The organism is Bacillus cereus group sp. MYBK5-2, assembly GCF_051915685.1.
Taxonomy (GTDB): Bacteria; Bacillota; Bacilli; order Bacillales; family Bacillaceae_G; genus Bacillus_A; species Bacillus_A cereus.
Map to the genome: position 1 here is coordinate 646,215 of NZ_JBQAFE010000002.1, position 24,967 is coordinate 671,181.

Genomic DNA, 24,967 nt, shown 5'->3' on the forward strand with positions numbered 1-24,967 from the left:
TGATATGTTATAGTAACAACAAAGGGGGCTTAAAAATGGAAATTATTCACGAAAGAGCAAAGTTGCGGTTAATGGATAATACTGATGTCGAAACTTTGTTTTCGATTGTAGAAGGAAATCGGGATATTTGGGCGTATTTAATCTCTAAAATGGATAGTGTGCAAGATATGCAACAATACGTTCAAAAAGCGATAAAGGGTTACGGAAGAGGTACTCAAATACCTTTCATAGTCGTAGATCAACAGTCGAATAAGATTGTAGGAAGTACACGTTTATATAATATTTCAGTAGAAGATAAGACAGTTGAGTTAGGGCAAACGTGGTATCATCCGAGTGTGCAACGTACGAGTATAAATACAGAGTGTAAGTATATGCTTCTTCAGTATGCTTTTGAAAAGTTGCATATGCTGAGAGTGCAAATTAAGACGGATGCAAGAAATGAAAAAGCACAACGAGCAATTGAACGGTTAGGCGCAGTAAAAGAGGGTGTGCTTCGAAATGAAAGAAAATTACCGAATGGTTATGTGAGAGATGCGGTGGTGTACAGTATTATCTCGAGTGAATGGCCAGGCGTAAAAGAACAATTGTTAGAAAAATTAGAGTTGTATAAAGAAAAGTTATAATTCGTGTTTTGAAAGGTATATTGTTCGTGAGATATGAAAAATATACCTTTTTTCTTACAAAATGCTACTTTATTTTAATACCTTTTGTTTCATCGTTCCCTTCTGAGAAAAAATTCGTTACAATGTAGTTGTATGGTAATAAACTTATGAATTTAAAAAATGTAATGAAAACCGCAAATGAAAATGAATTGATAATCCTCAATTTTAAATGAAAACCCTTTTATACATAAATAACAAGTAAAGTTCCTTCTTTTAAATAAACTCAAACAAAACGATTTGATATAAATGTTTTTTATAGAAGTATGGATGATGTACGGAGGCAATTACAAATGAAAGAAAATAAGAAGAGTAAGAAAAGACGAATCTTTCAAGTATTTTTACTAATGATTTGTTCTGCTATTTTATATGTAAGTTATGCAGCTTACGATATTTGGAGTTATCGTTTTAAAGCAAATGATGACGTGAAAACGGATGCTGGTATCGTACTAGGAGCAGCTTCATGGAACGGAAAACCATCTCCTGTATTTAAAGAAAGAATTAATCATGCGATTTCTTTATATAAGAACGGAAATATTAAAAAGATTATTTTTACAGGTGGTACAAAGTTCGAGGCAGAACTTGAGGAAGCACGTACTGCAAGAGTATATGCAATGAAACAAGGTGTAAAAGAGGAAGATATTTTAATTGAAACTAAATCCCTTTTCACTGAAGAAAATTTAAAAAATGCGAAGCAAGTTGGAATAGAGAACGGCATACAAACATACACGATTGTAAGTGATCCACTTCATATGAAACGCGCAATGAGAATCGCAAAACATATTAATATTGAAGCGTATGCTTCACCAACGCCGACATCAGCATATAAAACGTTAGATACAGAAATACCATTCTTCTTTAAAGAATTATTCTCGTATATTGGATATGTAACCTCTTTGCCGTTAAAAGCGTTGAAGGGGGACTAATATAAGAAAAGGATCTATCCTTAAATAGGAACTTTTCTTATTAGTCAAAAACATTGTATTTTTATCGGAATAGTGAAACAATAGAGAGGTAGCTTCATATAATCATAATGACAAAATGAACGGTTTATGAATCGAGCATAAAGGAGATTATAGTATGGCACTCTCATTTGTTGAAACAGAAGAACAGTCTTTAATTATTGAGAAAATAAATAAATTGATTCCGAAGTTCATGGAAAGGGAGCATCAGCTAAGTGAATTAGGATCATTTCCGTATGAAAATATAAATGATTTGAAAGATATCGGATATACGAAATTAACGTTACCGAAGGAATTTGGTGGTAGTGCCATTTCTTTATATGACTTCGTTTTATTTCAAGAGAAAATCGCGGAAGGCTGTGGAGCTACTGCATTATCGATTGGCTGGCATCTTGGCATTGTGAAGGAGCTAGCGGAAAATCGCTCTTGGAATGATGAGATGTTCAAATGGTTTTGCGAAGAAGTACGTAATGGTGCGCTCTTTAACAGGGCAGCAACAGAACCGAAAACAGGGAGTCCGACGCGTGGCGGCAAACCAGAAACAATAGCGGTTCAACAAGGCGAGAAGTGGGTTATAAATGGAAGAAAAACTTTTACAACGATGGCGCCAGTACTTGATTATTTTATTATTTCAGCAAGTATGGAAGGCCGTGAAGAAGTTGGTGAGTTTGTTATTCCAAGAAATACACTCGGTGTATCTATTGAAGAAACGTGGGATAGCGTTGCAATGCGAGGGACTGCTAGCCACGACCTTGTCTTACAAAATGTAGAGATAGACAACCGCTTTTTTACGGATGTAAAAGGCGGGAAAGTGAAACAAAAGGGTATTGGCTGGTTGCTACATATACCAGCATGTTATTTAGGAATTGCACAATCAGCAAGAAATTATGCAGTTCAGTTTGCGGGATCATACAAACCAAATAGTTTAAACCATTCTATTAGTTTATTACCGAATGTTAGAAGATTAGTTGGAGAATTAGAACTCGAGCTTATGCAAGCTCGCGTCTTTTTATATCAAATTGCGAAAAAATACGATGAGGCAGAAGATAAACTGTCACTGCAAGCAGAATTAGCGGCAGTGAAATACGCCGTAACAAATGCGGCGATATCCATAGTGGATAAATCAATGCGCATCGTAGGGGCAAAAAGTTTATCAGAAAAAAATCCGCTTCACCGTTACTATTTAAACGTTAGAGCAGGACTGCATAATCCGCCGATGGATGATGCAACACTATCTATGCTTGCGGATGCGGCGTTTCGGTCATAGTTTTTAAAGCATGGGTTTGATTACTAATCAAACCCATGCTTTTTATATGTATGAAGCACTTGGTTGAGATGTAGGTTTTTAATATAAATGATTATCATGTTTTTTTGATTGTGTCTTGTTGAAAAATTCTTATTGTAATGCCAGTTTGGAGGCTGTATAAACATTTTTCGTATTTAATCCCAAATTAATGGCCTTTCTAAGTTTACCATTCGTAAATATTGTAAAAATTGACCTGCATGGACCGCATCATGATAGGCAATTCGTAATAGCATATCGCCTAAATATCGTTGATAGCCAACATCGCTTCGATCAATAAGTCTTGTATTTAGCTCTGCTATGCTTATTGATTGAACATATTCTATGAAATCGGCAAAACATGATTGTGCTAATTCAATTTCTTTTTTTACACAAGTAATTGGCTCGTCATCATACGGGGTACGTATGTCGTTTATTGAGCCGTTGTTTTTTATAATCATATGATAGTAAAAAGTTGAGCTCCATACGTGACGAATCATTTCACCAAAGGACATAGCCTCAGGATCAGGCTTCCAATTAAGAAAATTATCGGGAAGAGAATTCCATAATTTTTCTGAGCGCCTTCTCGTTTCTTTTAAATTTAATATACTAAGATCAATTGCATTCATAATACATTCTCCTTTACTATTAAACTTAAAATAATTGTATCAATTTAATAGTTAGGGTATCATCGAAATATGAATGTATATCCGAATATCTCATATATAGCTAAACTAATTGCTGAACCTACAAGAGCAATCATCTTAGATTGTCTAATGAATAATCAGGCACTACCTGCTAGTGAATTGGCTTATATGGCAAAAGTGTCACATCCAACAATTAGTTCGCATCTTTCTAAATTAGTAGAAGGGAATTTACTTACAGTTGAACAACATGGTAGACATCGTTACTATCGACTTGCTAATCAAGAAGTTGCCGAAGTGCTTGAAAAGTTAGGGACAATTGCACCGACAGTTCAAGTTCGCTCTTTAAAACAATCAACCCAACTAAAACAAATTCGTTATGCTCGAACTTGTTATGATCATCTTGCAGGCAAACTCGGTGTAGAGATAACTGAAAAATTACTAGATAGGCAATTTATAATTTTAGAGGGTGGAGAATACATTGTAACGGAACAAGGTAAGAAATGGTTTCTGAATTTTGGAATAAATGTTGATGAGGCAGATACAAAAAGGAGGGTATTTGCAAAACCTTGCCTTGATTGGAGTGAACGGTGTTACCATATTTCTGGTTGGTTAGGGTCTGCAATTGCAAAACTGTTTTTTGAACAGGGATGGATTACGAAAACGGATAAGAACCGAGCTGTCCATCTTACAAAGAAAGGTGTAAAGTTATTGGAAGATCAATTAGGCATTGATATGAAAACTGAGGAAAGAAAAGTTTGAAATTAGAAAAGTCCGTCAAAATGACGGTTTTTTTCATTATGGTAGGAGTGTACATGAATAATAGGATGTCCCAAATAATTATTGCCAATAAAAAAATCTTTCTTTTCATTCTTCTTTTTTAAGTTTTAAAGGAGAAAGCTAGGCTTCTTATTTTTACTAATGTTATAATAAGAAAAAAGCACGAAAAGAGGTCATCTCATGCTAGAGGTTATTGCAACATGTTTAGAAGATGTAAAACGAATTGAAAGTGCTGGCGGGAAGCGGATTGAATTAATTTCATCTTATACAGAAGGTGGTTTAACACCGAGTTATGCTTTTATAAAAAAAGCGGTAGAAGTGGTAAGTATACCAATTCATGTTATGATTCGTCCGCATGCGAAGTCTTTTACATATACGGAAGAAGAAATTGAAATGATGAAAGAAGATATTATAGTTGCACAGAAGTTAGGAGCAGCTGGGGTAGTATTAGGCGTATTAAACGAACGAAATGAAGTGGATGAAGAGAAATTAGCGGATTTACTATCTGTTGTAGATGGAATAAATGTAACGTACCACCGTGCGATAGATGATATAAAAAATCCAGTAGAAGCGATGAGCACTTTAAAGAAGTTTCATAAAGTGACTCACGTTTTAACTTCAGGTGGACAAGGAAATATAGTAGAGAATATTCCGGTGCTTACAGAAATGAAAAAGGTAAGTGATGGTCAAATTCAGCTTGTAGCTGGAGCTGGCGTGACGAAAGAAAATATAAAGCGATTGCTAGATGAAACTGGAATCACGCAGGCGCATGTCGGTACAGCGGTAAGAGAAGGAAAATCATGTTTTTCTGAAATAGATCCTAATTTAGTACAAGAATTAGTTGAAATAATAAAATAAGTGCTTAAGAAAGAGGAGAAACGATGAAGGAAAATACGAAGAAAGAATTATTCTCTTGGGCTAAAACGATAGGTTTTACCCTTGTATTAATTGCTATTATTCGCGGTGTTTTATTTACACCTTCTTTAGTACAAGGTGAATCAATGATGCCCACTTTAAAAAATAACGAAAGAGTTCTCGTGAATAAGATTGGTTATAGTATAAGTGGATTAGATCGCTTTGATATTATCGTCTTCCACGGGAAAGAAGGATACGATTTAGTAAAACGAGTAATTGGTTTGCCAGGCGATACAGTTGAGTATAAAAATGATGTTTTATATGTAAACGGAAAAGCGATGGAAGAACCATATTTAAAACAGTTTAAAGAAAAAGCAGTAGGCCGTGTATTAACTCCAGACTTTACGTTAGAACAAATCACTGGGAAAACGAAAGTGCCAGAAGGCCAAGTATTTGTTTTAGGGGATAATCGTGAAGTTTCTAAGGATGGTCGCATGTTTGGCTTTATTTCAGAAGATGAAATTGTCGGAAAAGGACAAGCTGTTTTCTGGCCGTTGGAACAAGTAAGAGCGTTATAAAGTGTGATGAAGTATGGTAGAGATATTCTTCCATACTTTTTTATTTGCTTAAAATCTATTGATTGAATTGAAAGAATATTTTATAATTTTAAATTATATGTTTGTTTCGAAAAACGGAATTTAAGTTCCGTAATTCGGAACGAAAGGGAGATAGAATGAGTATAAATAAAACGGCAGTTAAGACAATGGATATTTTAGAGTTGTTTTATGAGCATGAAGAGCTAAGTTTAACTGAGATGGTTCAGCTTACAAATATGCCGAAAACATCTGTTTATCGTTTAATTGGTTCGTTGGAAGAGATGGAGTTTTTACAAAAAAACGAAAAGGGGAAATATCGTTTAGGGGTCGTATTTTTACGGTTCGGTCAACTTGTTTCACACCGATTATCAGTAAGAAATATAGCAATTCCTTATATGAAAGAACTTAGTGATAGTTTAGGACAGGCAGTTAATTTAATAATTCAGGATGGAAATGACGCAATTTATGTTGAAAAAATGGAAGGTGTTCAGCCGGTACGCGTGTATACGGCGGTTGGAAGAAGAGCACCGCTTTATGCTGGCGCATGTCCAAGAATTTTACTATCGTATTTCTCTGAGGAAGAGAAACGGAGATACATAGAGGAAGTGGATTTAAAACAGTTTGCAGATGGAACAATCGTGGATAAGAAACAATTGTTAGAAATGTTGCAAATGGCAAAAAAGGAAGGCTACACCATTAGTTATTCTGAGTTAGAAAATCATACAGCCGCGATAGCAGCACCCATTTTCGCGAGCGATGGAACGGTTGTAGCAGGCATTAGTATTTCGGGATTAGCAATTGAGTACAACGAAAGTAACATTTCATATTTTATTGCGAAGGTGAAAGAAACAGCGCATCGCATTTCGAAAGAACTCGGCTTTTTGGCATAGAAAGAGGGAGTAGGATGAAATTTTCTGCGTTAGGGGATCAAGCAATTATTGTTACATTTGGTGAAGAAATTAAGAGGGATATATATGAGAAAGTACAGCGGTTATTTCAAGCACTGCAGCAACATCCGTTTGCAGGAATGATAGAGTGCGTTCCGTCGTTTACTTCATTAGCTGTTTACTACAATGTATACGAAGTATGGAAGGGAAATGAGAGAAGTGAAAGGTCACATGATTACGTTCGCCAGTATATAAAGGAGCTGTGTGATTCTTATAAAGAAGAAGTAAAACAGGATGTGAAACATATCTCTATACCCGTTTGTTACGGGGGAGAATATGGACCAGATTTAGAAGAAGTCGCGCATTATCACGGTTTACAAGTAGAAGATGTGATTCGAATACATAGTGAAACTACATATTTTGTATATATGCTAGGTTTTACACCAGGGTTCCCGTATTTAGGAGGACTTTCAAAAGAATTAGAAACACCTAGAAAAGAAACACCACGGTTACAAATCTCTCCTGGTTCGGTAGGTATTGGCGGAAATCAAACAGGTATATATCCGCTTGAAACACCAGGAGGATGGAATATTATCGGCCGAACTCCTATTTCATTATTTAATCCGGAAGAAGAAATACCAACATATATTCAAAGTGGTATGTATTTACGATTTATTCCAATAACGAAGGAAGAGTACGTATCGCTTGAGGGGGCTAAAAAATGGATGTAGAGGTTTTGCATGCGGGAATGTTTACAACAGTCCAAGATTTAGGGCGATCTCATTATCAACAATACGGTGTGCCAGTTGGCGGGGGTATGGATCAAAGTGCACTTCGGATGATCAATATGTTAGTTGGTAATGAAGAGAATGAAGCGGGACTCGAAATGACGATTATGGGACCTAAATTGTTAATAAAGAAAACGACTTTACTTGCGATTGGCGGAGCAGATATGGAACCGTTATTGAATGGAGAACGTATCCCCTTATGGCGTCCAATTTTAGCGGAAGAAGGTAGTATGCTTTGTTTTGGAAAAGTGAAAAGTGGTTGCAGAGCGTATGTGACCTTTGCGGGTGGAATACATATTGAGCGTACAATGGGAAGTAAAAGTACGTACATACGTGCTGCGATTGGTGGTATAGAAGGAAGAATGCTGAAAAAGGGTGACTACTTCCAAATTGGTGCACAACCAGAAATGGCGAATCGTTTCATTCAAGACTTACAAAAAGATGAGCGTATAAAAACGAAATGGGCAATTAGCAACAGCATACTACCAAAGTATAAGAAACATCCTAAGCTTCGTGTCATAGCTGACTTTGAATATGATCAATTTACAGAAGAAAGTAGAAAGGCATTTTTTACGAAAGAGTATAAGGTATCTAATTATGCTGACCGTATGGGCTATAGGGTTGAGGGAGAAGTATTAAATAGGATGGAAGAAAAAGAGATTTTATCGAGTCCTGTTACATTTGGAACCATTCAAGTTCCTAATGGTGGACAGCCGATTATATTAATGGCAGATAGGCAAACGACAGGTGGCTATCCGAGAATGGGAAATATCATTTCAGTAGATTTACCTCTTCTTGCCCAGCTAAAGCCGGGGGAATATGTTTCTTTTGAGAAAATTACGCTTGAAGAAGCGGAACAATTGTACATAGAACAAGAAGTAAATATGAATCTATTAAAGAAATTCATTGCTTTACGAAGCTGAAATTAGGAGGGAAATAATGTGAAGACAATCGATTTAAACTGTGATTTAGGAGAAAGTTTTGGCGCTTATAAAATGGGGAATGATGATGAAATTCTTCCATTCGTATCCTCTATAAATGTTGCTTGTGGTTTTCATGCAGGTGATCCGTCTGTTATGCGGCAAACGATTGAAAAGGCAATGCAACATAACGTAGCGATAGGGGCACACCCCGGATTTCCTGATTTAATTGGATTCGGTAGAAGAAACATGAATGTTTCAGCAAGTGAAGTATACGATTATGTTTTATATCAAATCGGCGCATTAGAAGGGTTTGTAAAAGTGGCTGGAGGGAAGATGCATCATGTGAAACCGCACGGAGCTCTATATAATATGGCGGCAACTAATCCGGAAATTGCAGATGCAATTGCAAAGGCAATTTATCATATAAATCCAAGTCTATTACTTTATGGATTAGCAAATAGCGGGGCGTTTATACAGGCTGCAGAAAAATACAAAGTAACTCTTGTACAAGAGGCTTTTGCGGATCGTACATATAAACAAGATGGTACATTAACGAGCCGTACAGAAGAAAATGCGCTTATAAAAGATGAAGACGAAGCGATAAAGCAAGTACTTCAAATGGTGAAAGAAGGCTATGTAAATTCGGTGAATGGTGAGAAAGTAGCAGTTCAGGCGCAGACGATCTGTTTACATGGTGATGGAGAGAAAGCTGTACAATTTGCAGAAAGAATATACAGAACATTCAAACTCAATAGTATTTCTATTTGTGCACCGAAATAAAAAATAGGGGGAAGTGCTAGAAATGATTAAATTAATCGGAATACTACTTGTTGCAGTGGGCTTTTTATTTAGATTAAATACACTTTTAGTAGTTATGGTTGCAGGTATTGTTACTGGTATGGTTTCAGGATTAAGTTTTTATGATGTGATTAGCATGTTCGGTAAATTTTTCATAGAGAATAGATATATGTCTATGCCAATTATATTAACTTTACCGGTAATCGGAATTTTAGAGCGTTACGGTTTAAAAGAAAGAGCAGAAGCACTTATAACGAAATCAAAAGGAGCAACAACTGGAAGAGTATTAATGTCATATTTTACGATAAGAGAATCATCAGCAGCACTAGGGCTTAATATTGGTGGGCATGCGCAAACAGTAAGGCCGCTCGTTGCACCGATGGCAGAAGGGGCCGCGCAAGGTAAATACGGTAAACTTCCTGAAAAATTAAGAGAAAAGATTAAAGCAAACGCAGCAGCTGCTGAAAATACAGCTTGGTTTTTCGGAGAAGATATTTTCATCGCAACTGGAGCTATTTTATTAATGAAAGGATTCTTCGATTCAGTAGGTATGCATGTCGGAGTATGGGATATGGCACTTTGGGGCATTCCGACAGCAATATCTGCACTTATTGTAAGCTGGATTAGATTTAGAAGGTTTGATAAATATATAGAGAAAACAATGAAGGCAGAAGGAAAAGAAGAGAAGGAGGCAATTTAATATGAACATCATCACAATGGATACAATCTATTATGTATTAGGGATAATCGTTGCTTTTATCGCTGTTCGTATCGCATTCGATCGTGAACATCCAAACAGATTCGGTTCTAGTTTATTTTGGGCATTGTTTGCAGTTACATTTTTATTTGGAAATGTAATTCCTTCGTTTTACGTTGGCTGTATCGTGCTCGCTATGGTCGTTTTAGCCTCGCTAAATAAAGTAACAAAATCAGAGGAAAAAGAAGTTCCAGTACAAGAACGTGTGAAACATGCTGAGAAATTAAAAAATAAAATTTTTATGCCTGCACTATTAATTCCTATTTTTACAATTATCGGTACGTTGACCTTAGGGAAAATTAAATGGGGAAATGTCTCTCTTGTTGATCCAGATAAAGTAACATTAGTTGCACTAGCGCTTGGTGCATTACTCGCATTTGTTGCGGCGATGCGTATTACAAAATCAAAAATAACAACACCTGTACAAGAAGGAAGCAGACTATTACAAGCTGTTGGCTGGGCTGTAATTTTACCACAAATGTTAGCAGCACTTGGCGGTATATTCGCGAAGTCTGGCGTTGGACAAGTTGTTTCAGACTTAGTCGGACAAGTGCTACCGACAGAGTATCCGTTCGTTGCCGTTATGGCGTACTGTTTAGGCATGATGCTATTTACAGTCGTAATGGGAAATGCATTCGCAGCGTTTGCTGTTATTACTGGCGGAATTGGCTTACCTTTAATAGTTCAAATGCACGGCGGAAACCCAGCAATTATGGCAGCGCTCGGTATGTTTGCTGGATATTGCGGAACGCTGCTTACACCAATGGCAGCAAACTTTAATATCGTACCTGCGATGCTTTTAGAGCTAAAGGATAAAAATGCGGTTATTAAAGCGCAAGTACCAATTGCTCTTTCAATTTTTATCATAAATATGTTTATTATGTACGGCCTAGTATATCGTTTCTAATTAGGAGGATAAAACTATGAAAACAGTATTATTAACAGGGTTTGATCCATTCGGCGGAGAAAATATCAATCCAGCTTGGGAAGTAGCAAAAGGTTTGCATGAAAAAACAATTGGAGAATACAAGATAATAAGCAAACAAGTACCAACTGTATTTCATAAATCAATAAGCGTATTAAAAGAGTATATAGAAGAACTAGCGCCGGAAATTATTATATGCATTGGACAAGCTGGGGGCAGACCAGATATTACGATAGAACGTATCGCAATTAATATTGATGATGCAAGAATCGCTGACAATGAAGGGAATCAGCCGGTAGATGTACCGGTTGTAGAAGAAGGAGCGATTGCGTATTGGTCTACACTTCCGATGAAAGCAATCGTAAAAAAACTTCGCGAAGAGGGTATACCGTCATCTGTTTCACAGACGGCAGGCACATTCGTTTGTAATCACTTATTCTATGGACTTATGCATGAACTAGAGAAACATGATAAGAAAATAAAAGGCGGATTCATTCATATTCCGTTTTTACCAGAACAAGCGAGTAATTATCCAGGGCAACCGAGTATGTCACTTTCTACTATTCGTAAGGGGATAGAATTGGCAATCGAAGTAACGACGACAGTTAAGGTAGATATTGTAGAGGTTGGGGGCGCAACGCATTAAGTAAAATGAATTGTACAACACCTCCTGTAAACAACTGGTATAATAAGAATAGGAAAATACATAGAGGTGATTTTTGTGCAACAATTTGAAGAAGTACGTTCAATTTTAGAAAAAGCGAAGAAAATTACAGTATTAACAGGCGCTGGTGCAAGTACGGAAAGTGGTATTCCAGATTTTCGTTCAGCAAATGGGTTGTATGCTGATGCGAATGTGGAGATGTATTTATCAAGAGGGTATTATAATCGAAGTCCGAAAGAGTTTTGGAAGCATTATAAAGAAATCTTTCAAATTAATACGTTCCATCAATATAAACCAAATCGTGGACATCGCTTTTTAGCTGCGCTAGAAGAACAAGGGAAAGATATTACGATTTTAACGCAAAATATTGACGGTTTACATCAATTAGGTGGCAGTAAGCATGTCATCGATTTACATGGAACACTTCAAACAGCACATTGTCCAAAATGTAAATCAGGCTATGATTTACAGTATATGATTGATCATGAAGTACCGCGTTGTGAGAAGTGTAATTTCATTTTAAATCCAGACGTTGTTTTATACGGAGATACATTGCCGCAATATCAAAATGCTATCAAACGTTTATATGAAACAGATGTGCTTATCGTTATGGGAACATCACTAAAAGTACAGCCTGTCGCTTCATTCCCGCAAATTGCAAAGAGGGAAGTAGGAGCAACAACTATTTTAGTAAATGAAGAGTTAACAGGACAGGAATATAACTTTGATTTTGTTTTTCAAAATAAGATTGGTGAGTTTGTTGAAGGGTTATCTTCAATGAAATAAGTTATCGAAAAAACTGAGGTATCTGCCTCAGTTTTTTATTTGAGTAATCACTGTTTTAAGCCATATGAAAACATTTTGATAATGTAGTAACAACATCTCTATAATTTATAAAAATCAATTTGCCCCATTTTTCTTTTAGAATAATATTCATGTTATTGTGCATTAAGGGAATGGTAATAAATAGGGTATAAAAACAAAAAACTGAAAATTAAATCTTTTATTTCTTTTATAATTAATATAAAATTCTATATATATCATATAAATAAATTTGATACATAATGATTTTGCGTAGAAATGTTAATAGAATGAAGCGAGGGAGCGAAATGAGACAGAAAAAGGAGCAGAAAAAACAATCGAAAAAGAAAAAGACTCATATTCCATTTCGGTTAAATGTACTATTTTTTATTGTCTTTCTTTTATTTTCAGCTATTATAATTCAATTAGGTAAAGTACAAATCATTGATGGAGAAACGTATAGAAATGAAGTAAATAAAAAGGAAGATGTAACGGTAAGCACTCCCGTTCCTAGAGGGAAAATGTTTGATCGGCAAGGTCACGTTATTGTAAATAATAAACCATTACGAACCGTTACATATACGAAAATGAGAGGAGTAGACTCGAAAGAAGTTTTACAAGTAGCAAGAGATTTAGCTAAGCTAATTGAAATGTCGCAAGAGGACATGGATAAGTTAACAGAGACAGATAAGAAAGATTTTTGGATGCAGTTAAATGAAAAGCGGGCAGCGGCGAAAGTAACAAAAGAAGATGAGAGTAAATTTAGAAAGCAAGAAATAGAAGGAAAAGAGTTAGATAAAAAAGTAGAAGAACTGCGCCGGGAAAGAATTACGCAAGAAGAATTAAATGAGCTTTCAAAGGAAGATATAGAAGTATTAGTAATTAAAAGCAAAATGAATGCGGGATATAAAATGACGCCGCAAATCGTTAAAAAAGATGTAAGTCAAAATGAATATGCTGTCGTTAGTGAAAGGTTGGCAAGTTTACCAGGGGTAGATACAACAGTAGATTGGGAACGTGAATACCCAAATGATAAAATACTGCGCTCTATACTAGGTAGCGTTTCTAATGAAAATGAGGGGTTGCCAAGAGAACAATTAGATTATTATTTAGTTCGTGATTATAATCGAAACGACCGTATTGGTAAAAGTTACATCGAAAAACAATACGAAGATGCACTACATGGAACGAAAGAACAGTCTAAAAATATTATGGATAAAACAGGGAAGATTGTTCGAACAGAAAAAGTGACTGAAGGAAAAAGTGGAAATAACTTGATGTTAACAGTCGATATGGATTTACAGAAAAGAGTAGAGGGAAGCCTTGAAAAGAATTTACGAGCCTTTCATGCTGCAGAGCCGATGATGGATCGTGCGTTCGTAGTAATGATGAATCCGAAAAACGGTCAAATTTTATCAATGGCAGGAAAGAAAATTGTAAATAAAGATGGCGGGATGCAAATAGAAGATTATGCATTAGGAACGATGACAAGTTCTTATGAGTTAGGGTCAACTGTAAAAGGGGCTACTTTATTAACTGGATATCAAACAGAAGCGATTAAGCCGTATACACATTTCTTTGATGCGCCAATGTATTTTAAAGGAAGTTCTAAGCCGAAGAAATCGTGGAAAGAATTTGGAGATATTGATGATTTAAGAGCTTTGCAAGTGTCATCGAACGTTTATATGTTTAATACAGCTTTAAAAATGGCAGGCATTAATTATGTCCCAAACAATCCATTGGACATTAAACAAGAAACATTTAATAAAATGCGCTACTATTTTAGACAATTTGGCCTAGGTGTGTCGACTGGTATTGACCTGCCAAATGAATCAATCGGTCAAATAGGTAGAACTGATAACATACCCGGATTTTTACTTGATTACGCGATTGGACAGTATGATACATATACGCCGCTTCAGCTTGCGCAATATATTTCAACCATTGCAAATGGCGGTTACCGAATGAAACCACAAATTGTACAAGAAGTTAGAGAGCAACCGAATAGACCAGAGGATGTAGGAAAAGTCGTTCGGTCGATTGAACCAGTTGTATTAAATAGAGTGGATATGGACACTTCATACATTAATCATGTAAAAGAAGGATTTAGAAGAGTTTTTCAAGAGGCTGACGGAACAGGTACCGGAACGTTTAAAGGTTTACCATATAAACCAGCGGGAAAAACAGGAACAGCTGAGACAGTATATGGTGGAGAAAGTGATATTGGAAGAGATGAGAACAACAACCGAAAAAAATGTTATAATTTAACTCTTGCCGGTTATGCGCCATATGATGCTGATCCGGAAGTAGCTTTTTCAGTTGTTGTGCCGTGGGTGAATGATGATAAATCAGGAATTAATTCTGCCATTGGTAAAGAGATTTTGGATGCGTATTTTGAATTAAAAACAAATAGATCAAATGCAAATTCAATTCCAGTAGAACAACCGAACAAAGCACAATAAAAATAGTATCACTGCATGGAAACATATTGTGCAGTGATATATTTTTTGAGTTAAAAAGCGCTTTATAAGGTGGGAATGGATATGAAAAAGGAAATTAAGAGAGGCTGGGGAAAGTACATACTATTTATATTGGTGATGGTAATAGGCTACCATTCTTTTACTTTATGTAAAGTGGAAGGGGAATCGATGCAGCCGACTTTATATGAAGAAGATTACGTATTTGTAAATAAAGCGGTAGTACGTCTTTCTAATTTACAACACGGAGAAATTGTCATTATAAAGGAAGCGGATGAATCGAAATATTATGTGAAACGTGTAATAGGGCTTCCGGGTGATGTAATTAACATAACGAACGGAAAGGTATATGTGAACGATAAAAAGCAAGAAGAACCATATACGAACAAAGATTTATTTAACAACACACAAGTGTTTTATAACTTTCAAAAGACAAAAATTCCGCCAAATAAGTTATTTGTAATGGGAGATAACCGCGAAGTAAGTAGAGATAGTCGCAATGGCTTAGGATATATTGAAGAAGATAACATAATTGGCAAGGTGGAATTTGTATATTATCCATTTTCAAAAATGAAAATGATAGAATAAGTGGGGGGATGGGCAAAACCCCACTTATTAAAGTTTCACTTTATTTTCTTTAAAAAACCTTTTGGATTAAATGATATGAAAAATTTATGTTTAGACTCGTCGATTATGAAGTTATTATTTTTAGTTAAAAACTCATCCACAGCTTCCATCGGGCCAGGACCCCAATCGGGAAGAAGCGGATTTCCATTAATGGAGGTATCTTCTACAATTATATAACTGCCAGTAGTGACGATAGATTTATATAGTAAGAGTTCTTTGGATACATGCTCTTTACTATGATCAGAATCTAAAATAACTAAAATCACATCATCAGGTTTGCGCATGCTTACTATTGTTTGGATGGCCTGCACAGAAACAGAAGATGCTGTTAAATACGTAATCCGATTATGTGATGGCCGATTTGGCTGCGGAGTTATATCGATAGTAAGTACGTGACCTTTTCCAATTAAATCTAACATAGAAGCTAAATACAGTGCACTACCACCGTGAAAAGTCCCGCATTCAATAATTAAATCGGGCTTTAATTCATAAATGATTTCTTGATACAAAAAGAGATCAGAGGGAAGTTTACAGATTGGAACTCCAAACCAATGTGTATCTTTTAACCACACAAGGCTATCGTAATATTGTTTTAGAAATTCATTGCTTATAGTATCGATTTTAAATTCTCCTTTCTAAAAAGGCTTCTCTCGTTTGACGTAAAGTGTTTACGCATGAAAGTTGTACTATATATTATGTAGTAAGGAATTGTAAGGCGAGTGTTTTTACTTGAAAATAAGCCAAATAACTCATGTGGAAAATGAAAGGAAATAATCGTATGTACAAATACACAATTTGCTTTATTAGAAAAAGTGATAAAATATTGCTATTAAATAGAAATAAAAAGCCGAATATGGGGATGTGGAATGGTGTTGGAGGAAAAATAGAAGAGAATGAAACGCCATACGAAGGAATAATTAGAGAAACATTTGAGGAAACGGGTATAGAACTTTCAAGTGTAACGTATAAAGGGACTGTTGGTTTTAAAGGTAAAGATGAGCCCCAGGCTAGTGAAGGAATGTATGTGTTCGTTGCTGATCTGCCAGATGGCATGCAGATGAATACACCATTTCGTACGGCTGAAGGATTATTAGAATGGAAAGAAATTGATTGGATATTAGATGGTGATAATAGAGGTGTAGTTAGCAATTTACCAAAATACTTACCGACAGTATTAACAGAAGAAAATAAGTTAAAACATATATTCACGTACGATAACCGGAATATTATTAATTACACAACTGCATGTTTGACAGAAGATGATGCGAACAAGCGATATGAAAAACAACTTGTTTCTCAATAGAAGAGGATAGTGAAAAATCACGTTTTTACTCTCATTATATATGCGAGGTGATTATATGCTTCAGAAATACAATTCATTGGTCATAATTGTAATATGTATGATATAACTTTTCTTATGGTGAAAGAGTAGAGAACATACGTAAACGGAACAAAAAAGAGGTGGCTTTGCCACCTCCTTTCCGTTAGTCACGAATCGCCTTAATGATAAACCGATGTTGTTTCACATCAAAATAATCTTTTTGTAAGATGATTTCATGTATACGATATAATTCCTCATAATACCTTTTGACAGTAAAATCAGAAATTTGTCATGGAATTGCTTTTAAATAATAGACGATAGCGCCAATATCATAAAATCGTTGGAAAGGGAATTCTTCTTTTGCTTCTAAGATAGTAAATCCGTTTTCCTGTAGTTCATTACATGCCGCTTCAAGCGACCAACTTGCAAATTCACTATTTAGTGGTGTGTCAAATTGGTCATTAAGTTCCGCACAATCGAGACCGCCAACTTGTTGTGTAAGAAATGTTCCATTTGGAGAAAGAATTCTTTTTACTTCAGAAGCAGCATATGATTCATGTTGGTTTAGGATTAGATTAAACTGACCATCTTGAAATGGCAATGCAGTATCATCGTTCACCTCTACAACAGTAACCCCTAAAGGCTCTAATTTCTTTCGAGCAATTGGCATGTTTGGAGCGTAGCCCTCAGTAGCATAAATAGTTGACGGGAACGGTTGTAACATAGATAAAAACTCTCCGCCGCCAGTCCCCATATCGAGCATTGATTTAGTGCGTTGCATAAGCTGGAAAGCAGTACTGCCGTACGACCATGATAAAGGCTCACTCTTCATTCGGCCCGTTTCTGAAATGAAAGAAAAATCCCAACCGCTAAAATGTGTATTTGCACTTTCTAATAAAGTTAAAAATAATGGATCACGTTTCATAATTATGTCCTCCTATTTTGTAAGTAAATGATATGGTGAGAAAAGAAAAAAGGAGGACCTCTTATGAAAGTGAAGCGGTTTTACGTTTCGTGCTCGAATAGATTCATATAAATTTGCTCCTTGTGAGAATGGTAATTTATATATTCGGGATAACCGAGTGGAAATCATTTGAAATTATGGGAGAAGGTAGTTGTTTAATGAAAGATTGGATGGAGTGTACAGAAAAAGGGTGCACTCAAACTTTAGAAAAGGTATTTAATAAACTTAAATTTCCGCCCAGCCCTTTTATGAAATATGTGATATTTCTCACTACTATTAAGTAACAATAAAGTCGTACTGTTTATAAAAGAAGTGACGTTTTTGTATCCCTTTGGATTTACTTATCTATGGGATAAGTAAAGAAGTAGACATATAAACTGAATATAAAAACGTTTTAATTCTTTGAAAACATTCTATAATTTAGTATTGTTATATATGGAATAATTTATTTGTACGAAAAGAGGAATAAGATGTTTATACAAAATTATAAGGGTTTGATGCTAGGGGTAGTTGGTGCTGTATTAGGAGTAATATCCTTTGTTTATTTTAAAGATTTAGATTATATATAAGACGGGCCTTAAGTTATTATCTGTAACATTAATCATTATAGGTCGGGTTATTGCCTGTGATTCGACCCGTTTCAATAAAAAAAGAGAATAATAACGTATAAGATTATTATTATATAAATTTAGCTTGTTGAGCATGAGGAATACTAATCTTACAAAATTGTAAGATTAGAAGTCACATAGTTAGATAGAAGTCATTAACTTATGAAAAAAACTCATCTATAATCCAGATATAAATCATTTACTAAAGGAGTATTCTAATGAAAAAAATTATAAGTTATACGGTTGTTATTGCTATTTTTATAGGAATAGGATTAGGAGTAAAACGTTATGTGCAAGGTCCAGGACAACCAGTCGATGGGATTCTAGTTAGTGGTACTGCAACTGACGTAGAAAAAGTTAAACAAGAGTTTAAAGATGACACTAAACAATCAATAGACTATAAGGTAAAGTACGTCACAACAACAAAAAGGATTCCATTATCAGAAGAAGATAAGAAACAAAATGATACAAATGAAGAATTTGAAATCAATACTACAGAATATGCAGTTATTAATAGTTCTACCGCGGTAAAATTATTTAATAAGGGACTTCTAAGAGCTAGAAAAGATCCAAATTTAGCATCTATTATTTCTGAGAGGGTGAAAGATAAAAATAAAGTATCTAGTGATCAGAATCTATTATTTTCTTATGCGGGTGATAATTCAACGGTTGATAATTTTGAAAATAACCAGTTGAATTTGAACGGTAAGATGGTATCTGCCCAGTATGTTAAACAGCAAATTTGGATTGGGTATGCCCCAATGAACCTTGTTATTCTAAAAGACCAAGACTATAATGCAATTTCTGAATCAGAGTCAATAATGAAATTAATTCAATTTAAAAAACGTGATTTTGATTATAAAAACAAACAAGAAGTAGATAAAGTTTTACAACAGATTGATAAGGTCTCATCGAATAATCAGTATAAAATAAACTTTGTAGAGGTACAAGACTAACTTAAAATGATAAGAAGGTGATATAAATGGAAATCGTAAGAATAGAAAATGTAGTCAAAAGTTATGGTGAAGGAAATAGTAGGGTAGATGCTTTGAAGGGCATAAATCTTTCTATACAGCAAGGGGAATTTGTATCAATCGTAGGAGCTTCTGGCTCAGGTAAAAGTACATTGTTACATATTTTGGGAGGGTTGGACCGTCCGAGTTCAGGACAAGTATTTATCGGAGAGAACAATATTTATAATTATTTAGATAATGAACTTTCGATATTTAGAAGAAGAAAAGTTGGTTTTATATTTCAGTTCTTTAATTTAATTCCTGTATTGAATGTGCAAGAGAATATAGCTTTGCCCACTTTACTAGATAATGAACCTGTAGATAATCCTTATATGGACGAAATTATTGAAATTCTGGGACTTCATGAAAGACGAAATCATTTACCATCTGAATTATCAGGAGGTCAGCAACAACGGGTTTCGATTGGGAGGGCACTTATAAATCGCCCACATTTAATCTTAGCTGATGAACCTACAGGAAATCTGGATACTCAAAATACAAAAGAAGTCATGGATTTATTAAGATTGACAGCAAAAAAATATAATCAAACTATTGTATTGATTACTCACGATTTAAAAATTGCATCAACTTCTGACCGTATTATTACAATTGAAGATGGCCAAATCATTTCCGATCAGTGGCTATCCACGAATAAGCCTAAGACGGGAGGAAACTAATCTTGATTGGTAATTATAAACAATTAAGCAGGAGATACTTAAAGGGAAATAAGAAACGAACAATTTTAACTTTGATAGGAATCGTACTCTCTGTATCGTTAATTTCTACAATCGGCCTATTTATGAACGGTACTCAGATTTCTCAAATCGAGAATACGAAAAAGAGGCAAGGGTATTCTTTTCATGCCGTTGTATTAAATTACGATGAATCGATATTGAAAAAAATTAAATATAACCCGCAAATTGAATCATTTGGTTTAATGTCACAGGGAGAAACAGTCCAAGTTGGAGAGGCTGCTGTACAAATGAATTTTGCTGATGATAACGCCTTGGAATTTTTAAAATACAGTATTATTAAGGGCAGATTGCCATCTAATGATCAAGAAGTTGCTGTTGATCCCTGGGTATTACCTTATATAAAAGAAAATATTCAAATAGGTGATTCATTCGAATTAAATGAAAAAAAATACAAATTGGTTGGTTTTCTAAGTGATAGTACATATACACAGGAAAATAAGGTGGGACGGTTACTAACCTATAAGAGTAAGTTTAGCGCTGGTGAAGGAAAAATATTAGTTGGAATTAGCTCAAAAGCAAACTTTAATGAGGTTTTAGAGGGACTCAAGACCATTTCCGGAGAAAATAATATTAATATAAGTAATGAATTAATTCAATTAGAGAAACCAGGTTACAATAATTCGATTATGGCTACGCTAATTATTACAATCAGCATTGTTGTGATAGCGACAATTGTTGTGATTTACAACGCTTTTCAAATCAGTGTCGTAGAACGAACGAGGCAGTTTGGCTTGTTGAGAAGCATTGGTGCAACACGAAAACAAATTAGACAAATCGTGCTGAGAGAAGCTACTTTTCTAGCTGTTATCGCTATACCTATTGGAATTATATGCAGCCTAATAGCGCTTACCTCTCTTCAGTTCACTTTTTCACTTTTAATGGAAAATAGTAAAGCGGTCTCGATATTCCATGCTGATTGGAATATTTTACTAATCAGTTCGATTATTACCTTGCTTTCTGTAATAGCGTCAAGCTTGTACCCAGCTTATTTTGCAGGGAAAATCTCCCCTTTGTTGGCAATTAGTAGCAGGTTGTCAATTAAAAAGGAACAAATCAAAAAACAAAAGAATTCCATGGTGAAAAAACCTTTATCTATTCCTTTGAGCATGGCTATGAAAAATGTTAAGCGAAATAAAAATCGCTATACCATTACAATCTTATCAATTATTATAAGTAGTGTGTTATTTATTACTTTCTCGTATTTAATGAGTGTTGCATTTGCATCTAAATCTTTTGATAAGTTATCTGTTAAATCGGATATTACAATTAAGATAGTGGATAATAATCCAGATCATTTAGCTGAAAGTGAACAAGTTTTGCATCAATTGAAATCACTTGAAAATATATCTAAAGTATACGAAAAAAAGGAGAATAGCTTTGAAACTAAATTAAAGGATGTAACTCAATCTTCCGCGACAGTAAAGGAAATAGAAAACACGATTGGAAAAAGCTATTCCATTACAATCGTAAATAATTATCAAGAAAATAAAACAAAAAAAGAAGAAAAACTTACTTTACAAGTGCTTGCATATGGTTTCATCACAGTCATTTCTTTAATTAGTAGCGTTAATATCCTCAATACTATAACTATAAGTATCATGACTAGACGAAAAGAATTGGCCGCTTTGAAATCCATTGGTATGTCACAAAAGGATTTGAAAAAAATGATTACCTATGAAGCTTTGATTTACGGTTTTTCTGGAAGTTTACAAGGAATCTTTTTTGGCTGTATATTGTCTTATATTATATATTTAGCTATATCTGATATGTTGAAAATGACATGGACGATTCCCTATGAGGCTTGTATCATTACGTTTGTTTCAGCTTTAATAATTAGTTATTTATCAGTCTTAAATCCATTGAAAAAAATTCAACAAGATAATATTATTGATAATATCAGAGAACAATAATATTATAAGCCTGGCTAGATTATAGCCAGGCTATTGTAATTGGAGTATAAGCTAGGGGAAAAAAGGAGAGGGCATACTTGAATAAAAAAATATTACTAGTTGAAGATGATGAAGCTCTTGGCATAGCCATCGAATTTTCATTGAGAAATGAAGGTTATGAGGTGATTAGAGCGTCCAGTGTAAAAGAAGCTAAACACCAGTTTGTTCACAATACATTTGATTTGTCCATCCTTGATATCGGCCTACCAGATGGTAATGGTTATGACTTATGTTTGTATTTTAAAAAGAAAAACGAGAATTCGATTATTATTTTCTTAACTGCACTAGACGAAGAAGCAAATGTGGTAATGGGGCTGGATATAGGCGGTGATGATTATATAACCAAACCTTTTCGGGTTAGGGAACTCATGGCCAGAGTGAAAGTACAATTGCGTAAACAAGCGTCGCTAGAAACGCCATCTCAAATTTTAAGATCTGAGAATATAAGAATCGATACGAACCTAGTCAAGGTTTATAAAAATTGTGAAAGTATTACATTGACGAATTTAGAATACAAGCTGCTATTGAATTTCATGAAGAATTCTCACAAAGCATTAAAAAGAGATGAACTCCTACAACAAATAACAGAAGGAGAAAATGTTTTTTTTGATGAAAACACGTTATCTGTATACATAAAGCGTTTAAGAGCTAAAGTTGAAGACAATCCTCAAAAACCACAGTTTATCGTTACCGAAAGAGGATATGGTTATCGTTGGAGCAAGGACGTGATTGGGTGAGCAAGATAATGAAAAATACCGAGTTAAAAAGCTATATGACGATACTAGCCGTCCTTTTATCTATATTTGTGATTTACCAATTTATTATTCAACAATTATTTTATGATCATTTGAAAAGAGACTCTATTGCAACATGGGGGGAAATTACAGCTAGGTTGGTAGAGCAGAATCCAGAAAATGAAGCGGAAATTATGAAAGTCTTATCAAGTCATTCGTCTCACTCAAGTAAATATCAGGAAAAAGGGACAGAGATCCTAAAGCAATATGGATTATATGAAGACTTGGATTCAAAATTTTTTCCTCACTTAAATAATCTAATTATTAATCACAATCAATTTATGATGTGGGGATTAATTGCTTTTGGATTTTTACTTTTTGTTGCAAACTACATGCAACAAAAAATTATTTTCAATAAGATTAGCCAGCTTACTAGAGCTGCAAAAAAGATAATCGAGGGAGATTACTCGGTTGTCATCAATGAAAATAAAGAGGGGGATTTCGCGAAACTGGCGATTTCATTTCGTTCAATGAGGGATATCATTAGAAAAAATATGCATGATTTGCTTGAAGAGAAACGGTTTTTAGGAGAAATGTTGCAGGATATATCTCATCAGTTAAAAACGCCGCTTTCAACTATTTCTATCTATAATGAAATGTTGTTAAATGAGAAACTATCCCGAGAGCAACAAGCTCAATTACTACAAAATAATGATATTCAGATTTCTAGAATGAATGTCTTAATTCAGAATTTGTTAAAAGTAGCAAAAATTGATGCAAAAGCGATTTCGTTTGATAAAGAGCCAGGGAATTTAGTAGATACGACTGAGGAAGTACTAAATCGCTTGCAAAGCATGATAAGTGATAAAAATATTTTGATTGATTGGAATGCACCAAGAGAAATAGTCGTTATTCACGACAAATTATGGATGCAGGAAGCTTTGTTAAACCTGTTGAAGAATGCAATCGAACATTCTAAACCCGGTGGTAAAATAATGATTCAGGCCAAAAATTCTCCAATCTATACAGAACTAGTAATCCAAGACTTTGGAGAGGGAATTTCAGCTGAAGAATTACCTCATATTTTTGAACGATTCTATAAATCAAGTAGTTCTAAAAAGCACGGATCGACCGGAATTGGATTGGCACTTGTCAAAGCTATTATAGAGGCACATCACGCCTTAATTACAGTTGAAAGTGAAAAAAATGCTTATACAAAATTTACAATTATTTTTATGAAATTTTAATAACAGTTTGGTATATATTTTAATCTTTTTAATATAAAGGGGTTTTTTATGTTTAATAGATTGAAGTGTTTTCTTTTATCTGAGAAAGAAATAGTTGATACTGTGAAAAAATACAAGGAGGAAAAAATACACGTTTCCATAATAAAAGATTTTTTAGGGGATTTAATCTTAATAAGAACTTTTACATTTTTAATGTTTGTTCCAGTATCAACTTTTATTTTTTCAGTTATAATTTATGGAGCTGTTTTCTTTTTATCAGGCATTAAGATTACTGTTTGGGGCATCACTATAATGTTATTAGTTCCAATAACATTACTTTTCTATATGAATATAACTAATACATCAATTATTATTACTGATTTAGTGAGAAAATTTTTATTAACCATAAAATATCTAAATCCATTTTACTCAATCATAAATAAACCTTGGCTCTTTATTTTTGAATTATTAATTGGTTCTTTATATGTATTTCTGCTATCTTTATTTTCTATTTGGATAGTATTACATTCATTAGAAATAGATTTTTCTGAATTTAGTTCGGAGGATAATCGAAGTTTTCAATTTTCAATTATTATTTTACATACAGCAATTTATTTGTTTATAAGAGTTCATGGCCAGTATTGTAAGACAACTAAGCAAAAAATTAAAAAGCTGAAAATGAAGTTTTATTTATGGTTTTGTTCTATGATTGCAAGTATTGTATATATATTTGAATCACTCTTTAATTATATGAATGGAATCCAAGCAATTTATTTTATTTTTGTTTTAATGATTGCTTTAGAAAGAACAGTGACACATTATAAGAAATTTATAGATTTTTTAGAATGTGAAAATTTGTATGAAAAATATTTTTAGAGAGAAAAGTCTTTTGAAATATAAAAAGTTATACCTACTAAATACTGGACGAGTAAAAAAACGCTATTCTTTTTCTAGAATCATAGGAAAAGATAG

The 24,967-nt window shown here is 34.4% G+C and carries 25 protein-coding genes and 1 pseudogene; 23 read left to right on the forward strand and 3 right to left on the reverse strand.

Going from position 1 to position 24,967, the window contains the following annotated elements:
* The first annotated feature begins 35 nt into the window (after positions 1 to 35).
* The 3 genes from ACTFP3_RS11510 (at position 36) to ACTFP3_RS11520 (ending at position 2,888) form a co-directional block, all read left to right on the forward strand.
* On the forward strand, positions 36 to 623 hold the full coding sequence (locus ACTFP3_RS11510) for a GNAT family N-acetyltransferase (RefSeq protein ID WP_000402585.1): 588 nt from the start codon (positions 36 to 38) through the stop codon (positions 621 to 623).
* Between the two features lie 329 nt (positions 624 to 952).
* A complete protein-coding gene (locus ACTFP3_RS11515; protein WP_000662215.1) occupies positions 953 to 1,585 on the forward strand; it encodes a YdcF family protein in 633 nt (210 codons plus the stop codon).
* A gap of 154 nt (positions 1,586 to 1,739) precedes the next feature.
* Entirely contained in the window at positions 1,740 to 2,888 is a 1,149-nt protein-coding gene (locus ACTFP3_RS11520) for an acyl-CoA dehydrogenase family protein (protein ID WP_001218366.1), read from the forward strand.
* Between the two features lie 173 nt (positions 2,889 to 3,061).
* Here the strand turns inward: ACTFP3_RS11520 and ACTFP3_RS11525 are convergent, their stop codons facing one another.
* A complete protein-coding gene (locus ACTFP3_RS11525) occupies positions 3,062 to 3,532 on the reverse strand; it encodes a DinB family protein (RefSeq protein WP_006927766.1) in 471 nt (156 codons plus the stop codon).
* 69 nt (positions 3,533 to 3,601) lie between these two features.
* Between ACTFP3_RS11525 and ACTFP3_RS11530 the strand changes: the two genes are divergently transcribed.
* The 13 genes from ACTFP3_RS11530 (at position 3,602) to lepB (ACTFP3_RS11590) (ending at position 15,386) form a co-directional block, all read left to right on the forward strand.
* Positions 3,602 to 4,309: an ArsR/SmtB family transcription factor gene (locus ACTFP3_RS11530; protein WP_049108148.1), complete on the forward strand. Its 708-nt coding sequence runs from the start codon at positions 3,602 to 3,604 to the stop codon at positions 4,307 to 4,309.
* A gap of 198 nt (positions 4,310 to 4,507) precedes the next feature.
* Positions 4,508 to 5,185, forward strand: a complete 678-nt coding sequence (locus ACTFP3_RS11535) for a copper homeostasis protein CutC (protein ID WP_326036675.1) — start codon at positions 4,508 to 4,510, stop codon at positions 5,183 to 5,185.
* Between the two features lie 23 nt (positions 5,186 to 5,208).
* A complete protein-coding gene (lepB, locus tag ACTFP3_RS11540) occupies positions 5,209 to 5,760 on the forward strand; it encodes a signal peptidase I (RefSeq protein ID WP_000662501.1) in 552 nt (183 codons plus the stop codon).
* Between the two features lie 155 nt (positions 5,761 to 5,915).
* Complete coding sequence (locus ACTFP3_RS11545) at positions 5,916 to 6,668, forward strand: IclR family transcriptional regulator (RefSeq protein ID WP_152122679.1); 753 nt, start codon at positions 5,916 to 5,918, stop codon at positions 6,666 to 6,668.
* Between the two features lie 14 nt (positions 6,669 to 6,682).
* The gene (gene pxpB, locus ACTFP3_RS11550) at positions 6,683 to 7,396 is read left to right on the forward strand and encodes a 5-oxoprolinase subunit PxpB (RefSeq protein WP_000672280.1); all 714 of its coding nucleotides are present in this window, start codon (positions 6,683 to 6,685) and stop codon (positions 7,394 to 7,396) included.
* A complete protein-coding gene (locus tag ACTFP3_RS11555; protein ID WP_149149751.1) occupies positions 7,387 to 8,376 on the forward strand; it encodes a biotin-dependent carboxyltransferase family protein in 990 nt (329 codons plus the stop codon). Before pxpB ends, ACTFP3_RS11555 begins: the two co-directional genes overlap by 10 nt.
* Before the next feature lie 18 nt (positions 8,377 to 8,394).
* A complete protein-coding gene (gene pxpA, locus ACTFP3_RS11560; protein WP_326036673.1) occupies positions 8,395 to 9,156 on the forward strand; it encodes a 5-oxoprolinase subunit PxpA in 762 nt (253 codons plus the stop codon).
* Between the two features lie 22 nt (positions 9,157 to 9,178).
* Positions 9,179 to 9,874: a DUF969 domain-containing protein gene (locus ACTFP3_RS11565; protein WP_000593392.1), complete on the forward strand. Its 696-nt coding sequence runs from the start codon at positions 9,179 to 9,181 to the stop codon at positions 9,872 to 9,874.
* Position 9,875: 1 nt separating this feature from the next.
* The gene (locus ACTFP3_RS11570; protein WP_001021658.1) at positions 9,876 to 10,838 is read left to right on the forward strand and encodes a DUF979 domain-containing protein; all 963 of its coding nucleotides are present in this window, start codon (positions 9,876 to 9,878) and stop codon (positions 10,836 to 10,838) included.
* Between the two features lie 16 nt (positions 10,839 to 10,854).
* Complete coding sequence (gene pcp / locus ACTFP3_RS11575; protein ID WP_000859708.1) at positions 10,855 to 11,502, forward strand: pyroglutamyl-peptidase I; 648 nt, start codon at positions 10,855 to 10,857, stop codon at positions 11,500 to 11,502.
* Between the two features lie 75 nt (positions 11,503 to 11,577).
* Complete coding sequence (locus ACTFP3_RS11580) at positions 11,578 to 12,306, forward strand: NAD-dependent protein deacylase (protein ID WP_001183793.1); 729 nt, start codon at positions 11,578 to 11,580, stop codon at positions 12,304 to 12,306.
* A 323-nt stretch (positions 12,307 to 12,629) separates the two neighbouring features.
* On the forward strand, positions 12,630 to 14,783 hold the full coding sequence (locus ACTFP3_RS11585; protein WP_001249192.1) for a peptidoglycan D,D-transpeptidase FtsI family protein: 2,154 nt from the start codon (positions 12,630 to 12,632) through the stop codon (positions 14,781 to 14,783).
* 81 nt (positions 14,784 to 14,864) lie between these two features.
* The gene (gene lepB, locus ACTFP3_RS11590; protein WP_016122761.1) at positions 14,865 to 15,386 is read left to right on the forward strand and encodes a signal peptidase I; all 522 of its coding nucleotides are present in this window, start codon (positions 14,865 to 14,867) and stop codon (positions 15,384 to 15,386) included.
* Between the two features lie 35 nt (positions 15,387 to 15,421).
* Here the strand turns inward: lepB (ACTFP3_RS11590) and ACTFP3_RS11595 are convergent, their stop codons facing one another.
* Positions 15,422 to 16,045, reverse strand: coding sequence for a cephalosporin hydroxylase family protein (locus ACTFP3_RS11595; RefSeq protein WP_268258618.1), 624 nt, complete (start codon positions 16,043 to 16,045; stop codon positions 15,422 to 15,424).
* 158 nt (positions 16,046 to 16,203) lie between these two features.
* On the opposite strand from ACTFP3_RS11595, the gene ACTFP3_RS11600 reads away from it, so the two are divergent.
* Positions 16,204 to 16,728, forward strand: a complete 525-nt coding sequence (locus ACTFP3_RS11600; RefSeq protein WP_033692730.1) for an NUDIX hydrolase — start codon at positions 16,204 to 16,206, stop codon at positions 16,726 to 16,728.
* A gap of 181 nt (positions 16,729 to 16,909) precedes the next feature.
* Here ACTFP3_RS11600 and ACTFP3_RS11605 read toward each other — a convergent pair.
* Positions 16,910 to 17,671: pseudogene (locus ACTFP3_RS11605) on the reverse strand (class I SAM-dependent methyltransferase).
* A gap of 865 nt (positions 17,672 to 18,536) precedes the next feature.
* On the opposite strand from ACTFP3_RS11605, the gene ACTFP3_RS11610 reads away from it, so the two are divergent.
* From ACTFP3_RS11610 to ACTFP3_RS11635, 6 genes are all read left to right on the forward strand, one after another.
* Complete coding sequence (locus ACTFP3_RS11610) at positions 18,537 to 19,274, forward strand: lipoprotein BA_5634 family protein (protein ID WP_113303714.1); 738 nt, start codon at positions 18,537 to 18,539, stop codon at positions 19,272 to 19,274.
* Between the two features lie 26 nt (positions 19,275 to 19,300).
* Positions 19,301 to 20,008, forward strand: a complete 708-nt coding sequence (locus ACTFP3_RS11615; RefSeq protein WP_023522344.1) for an ABC transporter ATP-binding protein — start codon at positions 19,301 to 19,303, stop codon at positions 20,006 to 20,008.
* A gap of 2 nt (positions 20,009 to 20,010) precedes the next feature.
* On the forward strand, positions 20,011 to 21,996 hold the full coding sequence (locus ACTFP3_RS11620) for an ABC transporter permease (protein ID WP_242284629.1): 1,986 nt from the start codon (positions 20,011 to 20,013) through the stop codon (positions 21,994 to 21,996).
* Positions 21,997 to 22,073: 77 nt separating this feature from the next.
* Positions 22,074 to 22,772 (forward strand): response regulator transcription factor, encoded by a 699-nt coding sequence (locus ACTFP3_RS11625; protein ID WP_001035094.1) that lies wholly within the window; start codon positions 22,074 to 22,076, stop codon positions 22,770 to 22,772.
* Between the two features lie 8 nt (positions 22,773 to 22,780).
* Positions 22,781 to 24,016, forward strand: coding sequence for a HAMP domain-containing sensor histidine kinase (locus ACTFP3_RS11630; RefSeq protein WP_000798888.1), 1,236 nt, complete (start codon positions 22,781 to 22,783; stop codon positions 24,014 to 24,016).
* 48 nt (positions 24,017 to 24,064) lie between these two features.
* On the forward strand, positions 24,065 to 24,871 hold the full coding sequence (locus ACTFP3_RS11635) for a hypothetical protein (RefSeq protein ID WP_440010514.1): 807 nt from the start codon (positions 24,065 to 24,067) through the stop codon (positions 24,869 to 24,871).
* The last annotated feature ends 96 nt before the right edge of the window (positions 24,872 to 24,967 follow it).

What these genes read in the sequence shown, in the direction of transcription:
- ACTFP3_RS11530 (WP_049108148.1), top strand. Translation starts at nt 3,602, where the DNA reads ATGAATGTATATCCGAATATCTCATATATAGCTAAACTAATTGCTGAA.
- ACTFP3_RS11570 (WP_001021658.1), top strand. Translation starts at nt 9,876, where the DNA reads ATGAACATCATCACAATGGATACAATCTATTATGTATTAGGGATAATC.
- lepB (WP_016122761.1), top strand. Translation starts at nt 14,865, where the DNA reads ATGAAAAAGGAAATTAAGAGAGGCTGGGGAAAGTACATACTATTTATA.
- pcp (WP_000859708.1), top strand. Translation starts at nt 10,855, where the DNA reads ATGAAAACAGTATTATTAACAGGGTTTGATCCATTCGGCGGAGAAAAT.
- pxpB (WP_000672280.1), top strand. Translation starts at nt 6,683, where the DNA reads ATGAAATTTTCTGCGTTAGGGGATCAAGCAATTATTGTTACATTTGGT.
- ACTFP3_RS11515 (WP_000662215.1), top strand. Translation starts at nt 953, where the DNA reads ATGAAAGAAAATAAGAAGAGTAAGAAAAGACGAATCTTTCAAGTATTT.
- ACTFP3_RS11510 (WP_000402585.1), top strand. Translation starts at nt 36, where the DNA reads ATGGAAATTATTCACGAAAGAGCAAAGTTGCGGTTAATGGATAATACT.
- ACTFP3_RS11615 (WP_023522344.1), top strand. Translation starts at nt 19,301, where the DNA reads ATGGAAATCGTAAGAATAGAAAATGTAGTCAAAAGTTATGGTGAAGGA.
- ACTFP3_RS11525 (WP_006927766.1), bottom strand. Translation starts at nt 3,532, where the DNA reads ATGAATGCAATTGATCTTAGTATATTAAATTTAAAAGAAACGAGAAGG.
- ACTFP3_RS11520 (WP_001218366.1), top strand. Translation starts at nt 1,740, where the DNA reads ATGGCACTCTCATTTGTTGAAACAGAAGAACAGTCTTTAATTATTGAG.
- ACTFP3_RS11630 (WP_000798888.1), top strand. Translation starts at nt 22,781, where the DNA reads ATGAAAAATACCGAGTTAAAAAGCTATATGACGATACTAGCCGTCCTT.
- ACTFP3_RS11565 (WP_000593392.1), top strand. Translation starts at nt 9,179, where the DNA reads ATGATTAAATTAATCGGAATACTACTTGTTGCAGTGGGCTTTTTATTT.
- ACTFP3_RS11600 (WP_033692730.1), top strand. Translation starts at nt 16,204, where the DNA reads ATGTACAAATACACAATTTGCTTTATTAGAAAAAGTGATAAAATATTG.
- ACTFP3_RS11610 (WP_113303714.1), top strand. Translation starts at nt 18,537, where the DNA reads ATGAAAAAAATTATAAGTTATACGGTTGTTATTGCTATTTTTATAGGA.
- lepB (WP_000662501.1), top strand. Translation starts at nt 5,209, where the DNA reads ATGAAGGAAAATACGAAGAAAGAATTATTCTCTTGGGCTAAAACGATA.
- ACTFP3_RS11555 (WP_149149751.1), top strand. Translation starts at nt 7,387, where the DNA reads ATGGATGTAGAGGTTTTGCATGCGGGAATGTTTACAACAGTCCAAGAT.
- ACTFP3_RS11545 (WP_152122679.1), top strand. Translation starts at nt 5,916, where the DNA reads ATGAGTATAAATAAAACGGCAGTTAAGACAATGGATATTTTAGAGTTG.
- ACTFP3_RS11535 (WP_326036675.1), top strand. Translation starts at nt 4,508, where the DNA reads ATGCTAGAGGTTATTGCAACATGTTTAGAAGATGTAAAACGAATTGAA.
- ACTFP3_RS11585 (WP_001249192.1), top strand. Translation starts at nt 12,630, where the DNA reads ATGAGACAGAAAAAGGAGCAGAAAAAACAATCGAAAAAGAAAAAGACT.
- ACTFP3_RS11635 (WP_440010514.1), top strand. Translation starts at nt 24,065, where the DNA reads ATGTTTAATAGATTGAAGTGTTTTCTTTTATCTGAGAAAGAAATAGTT.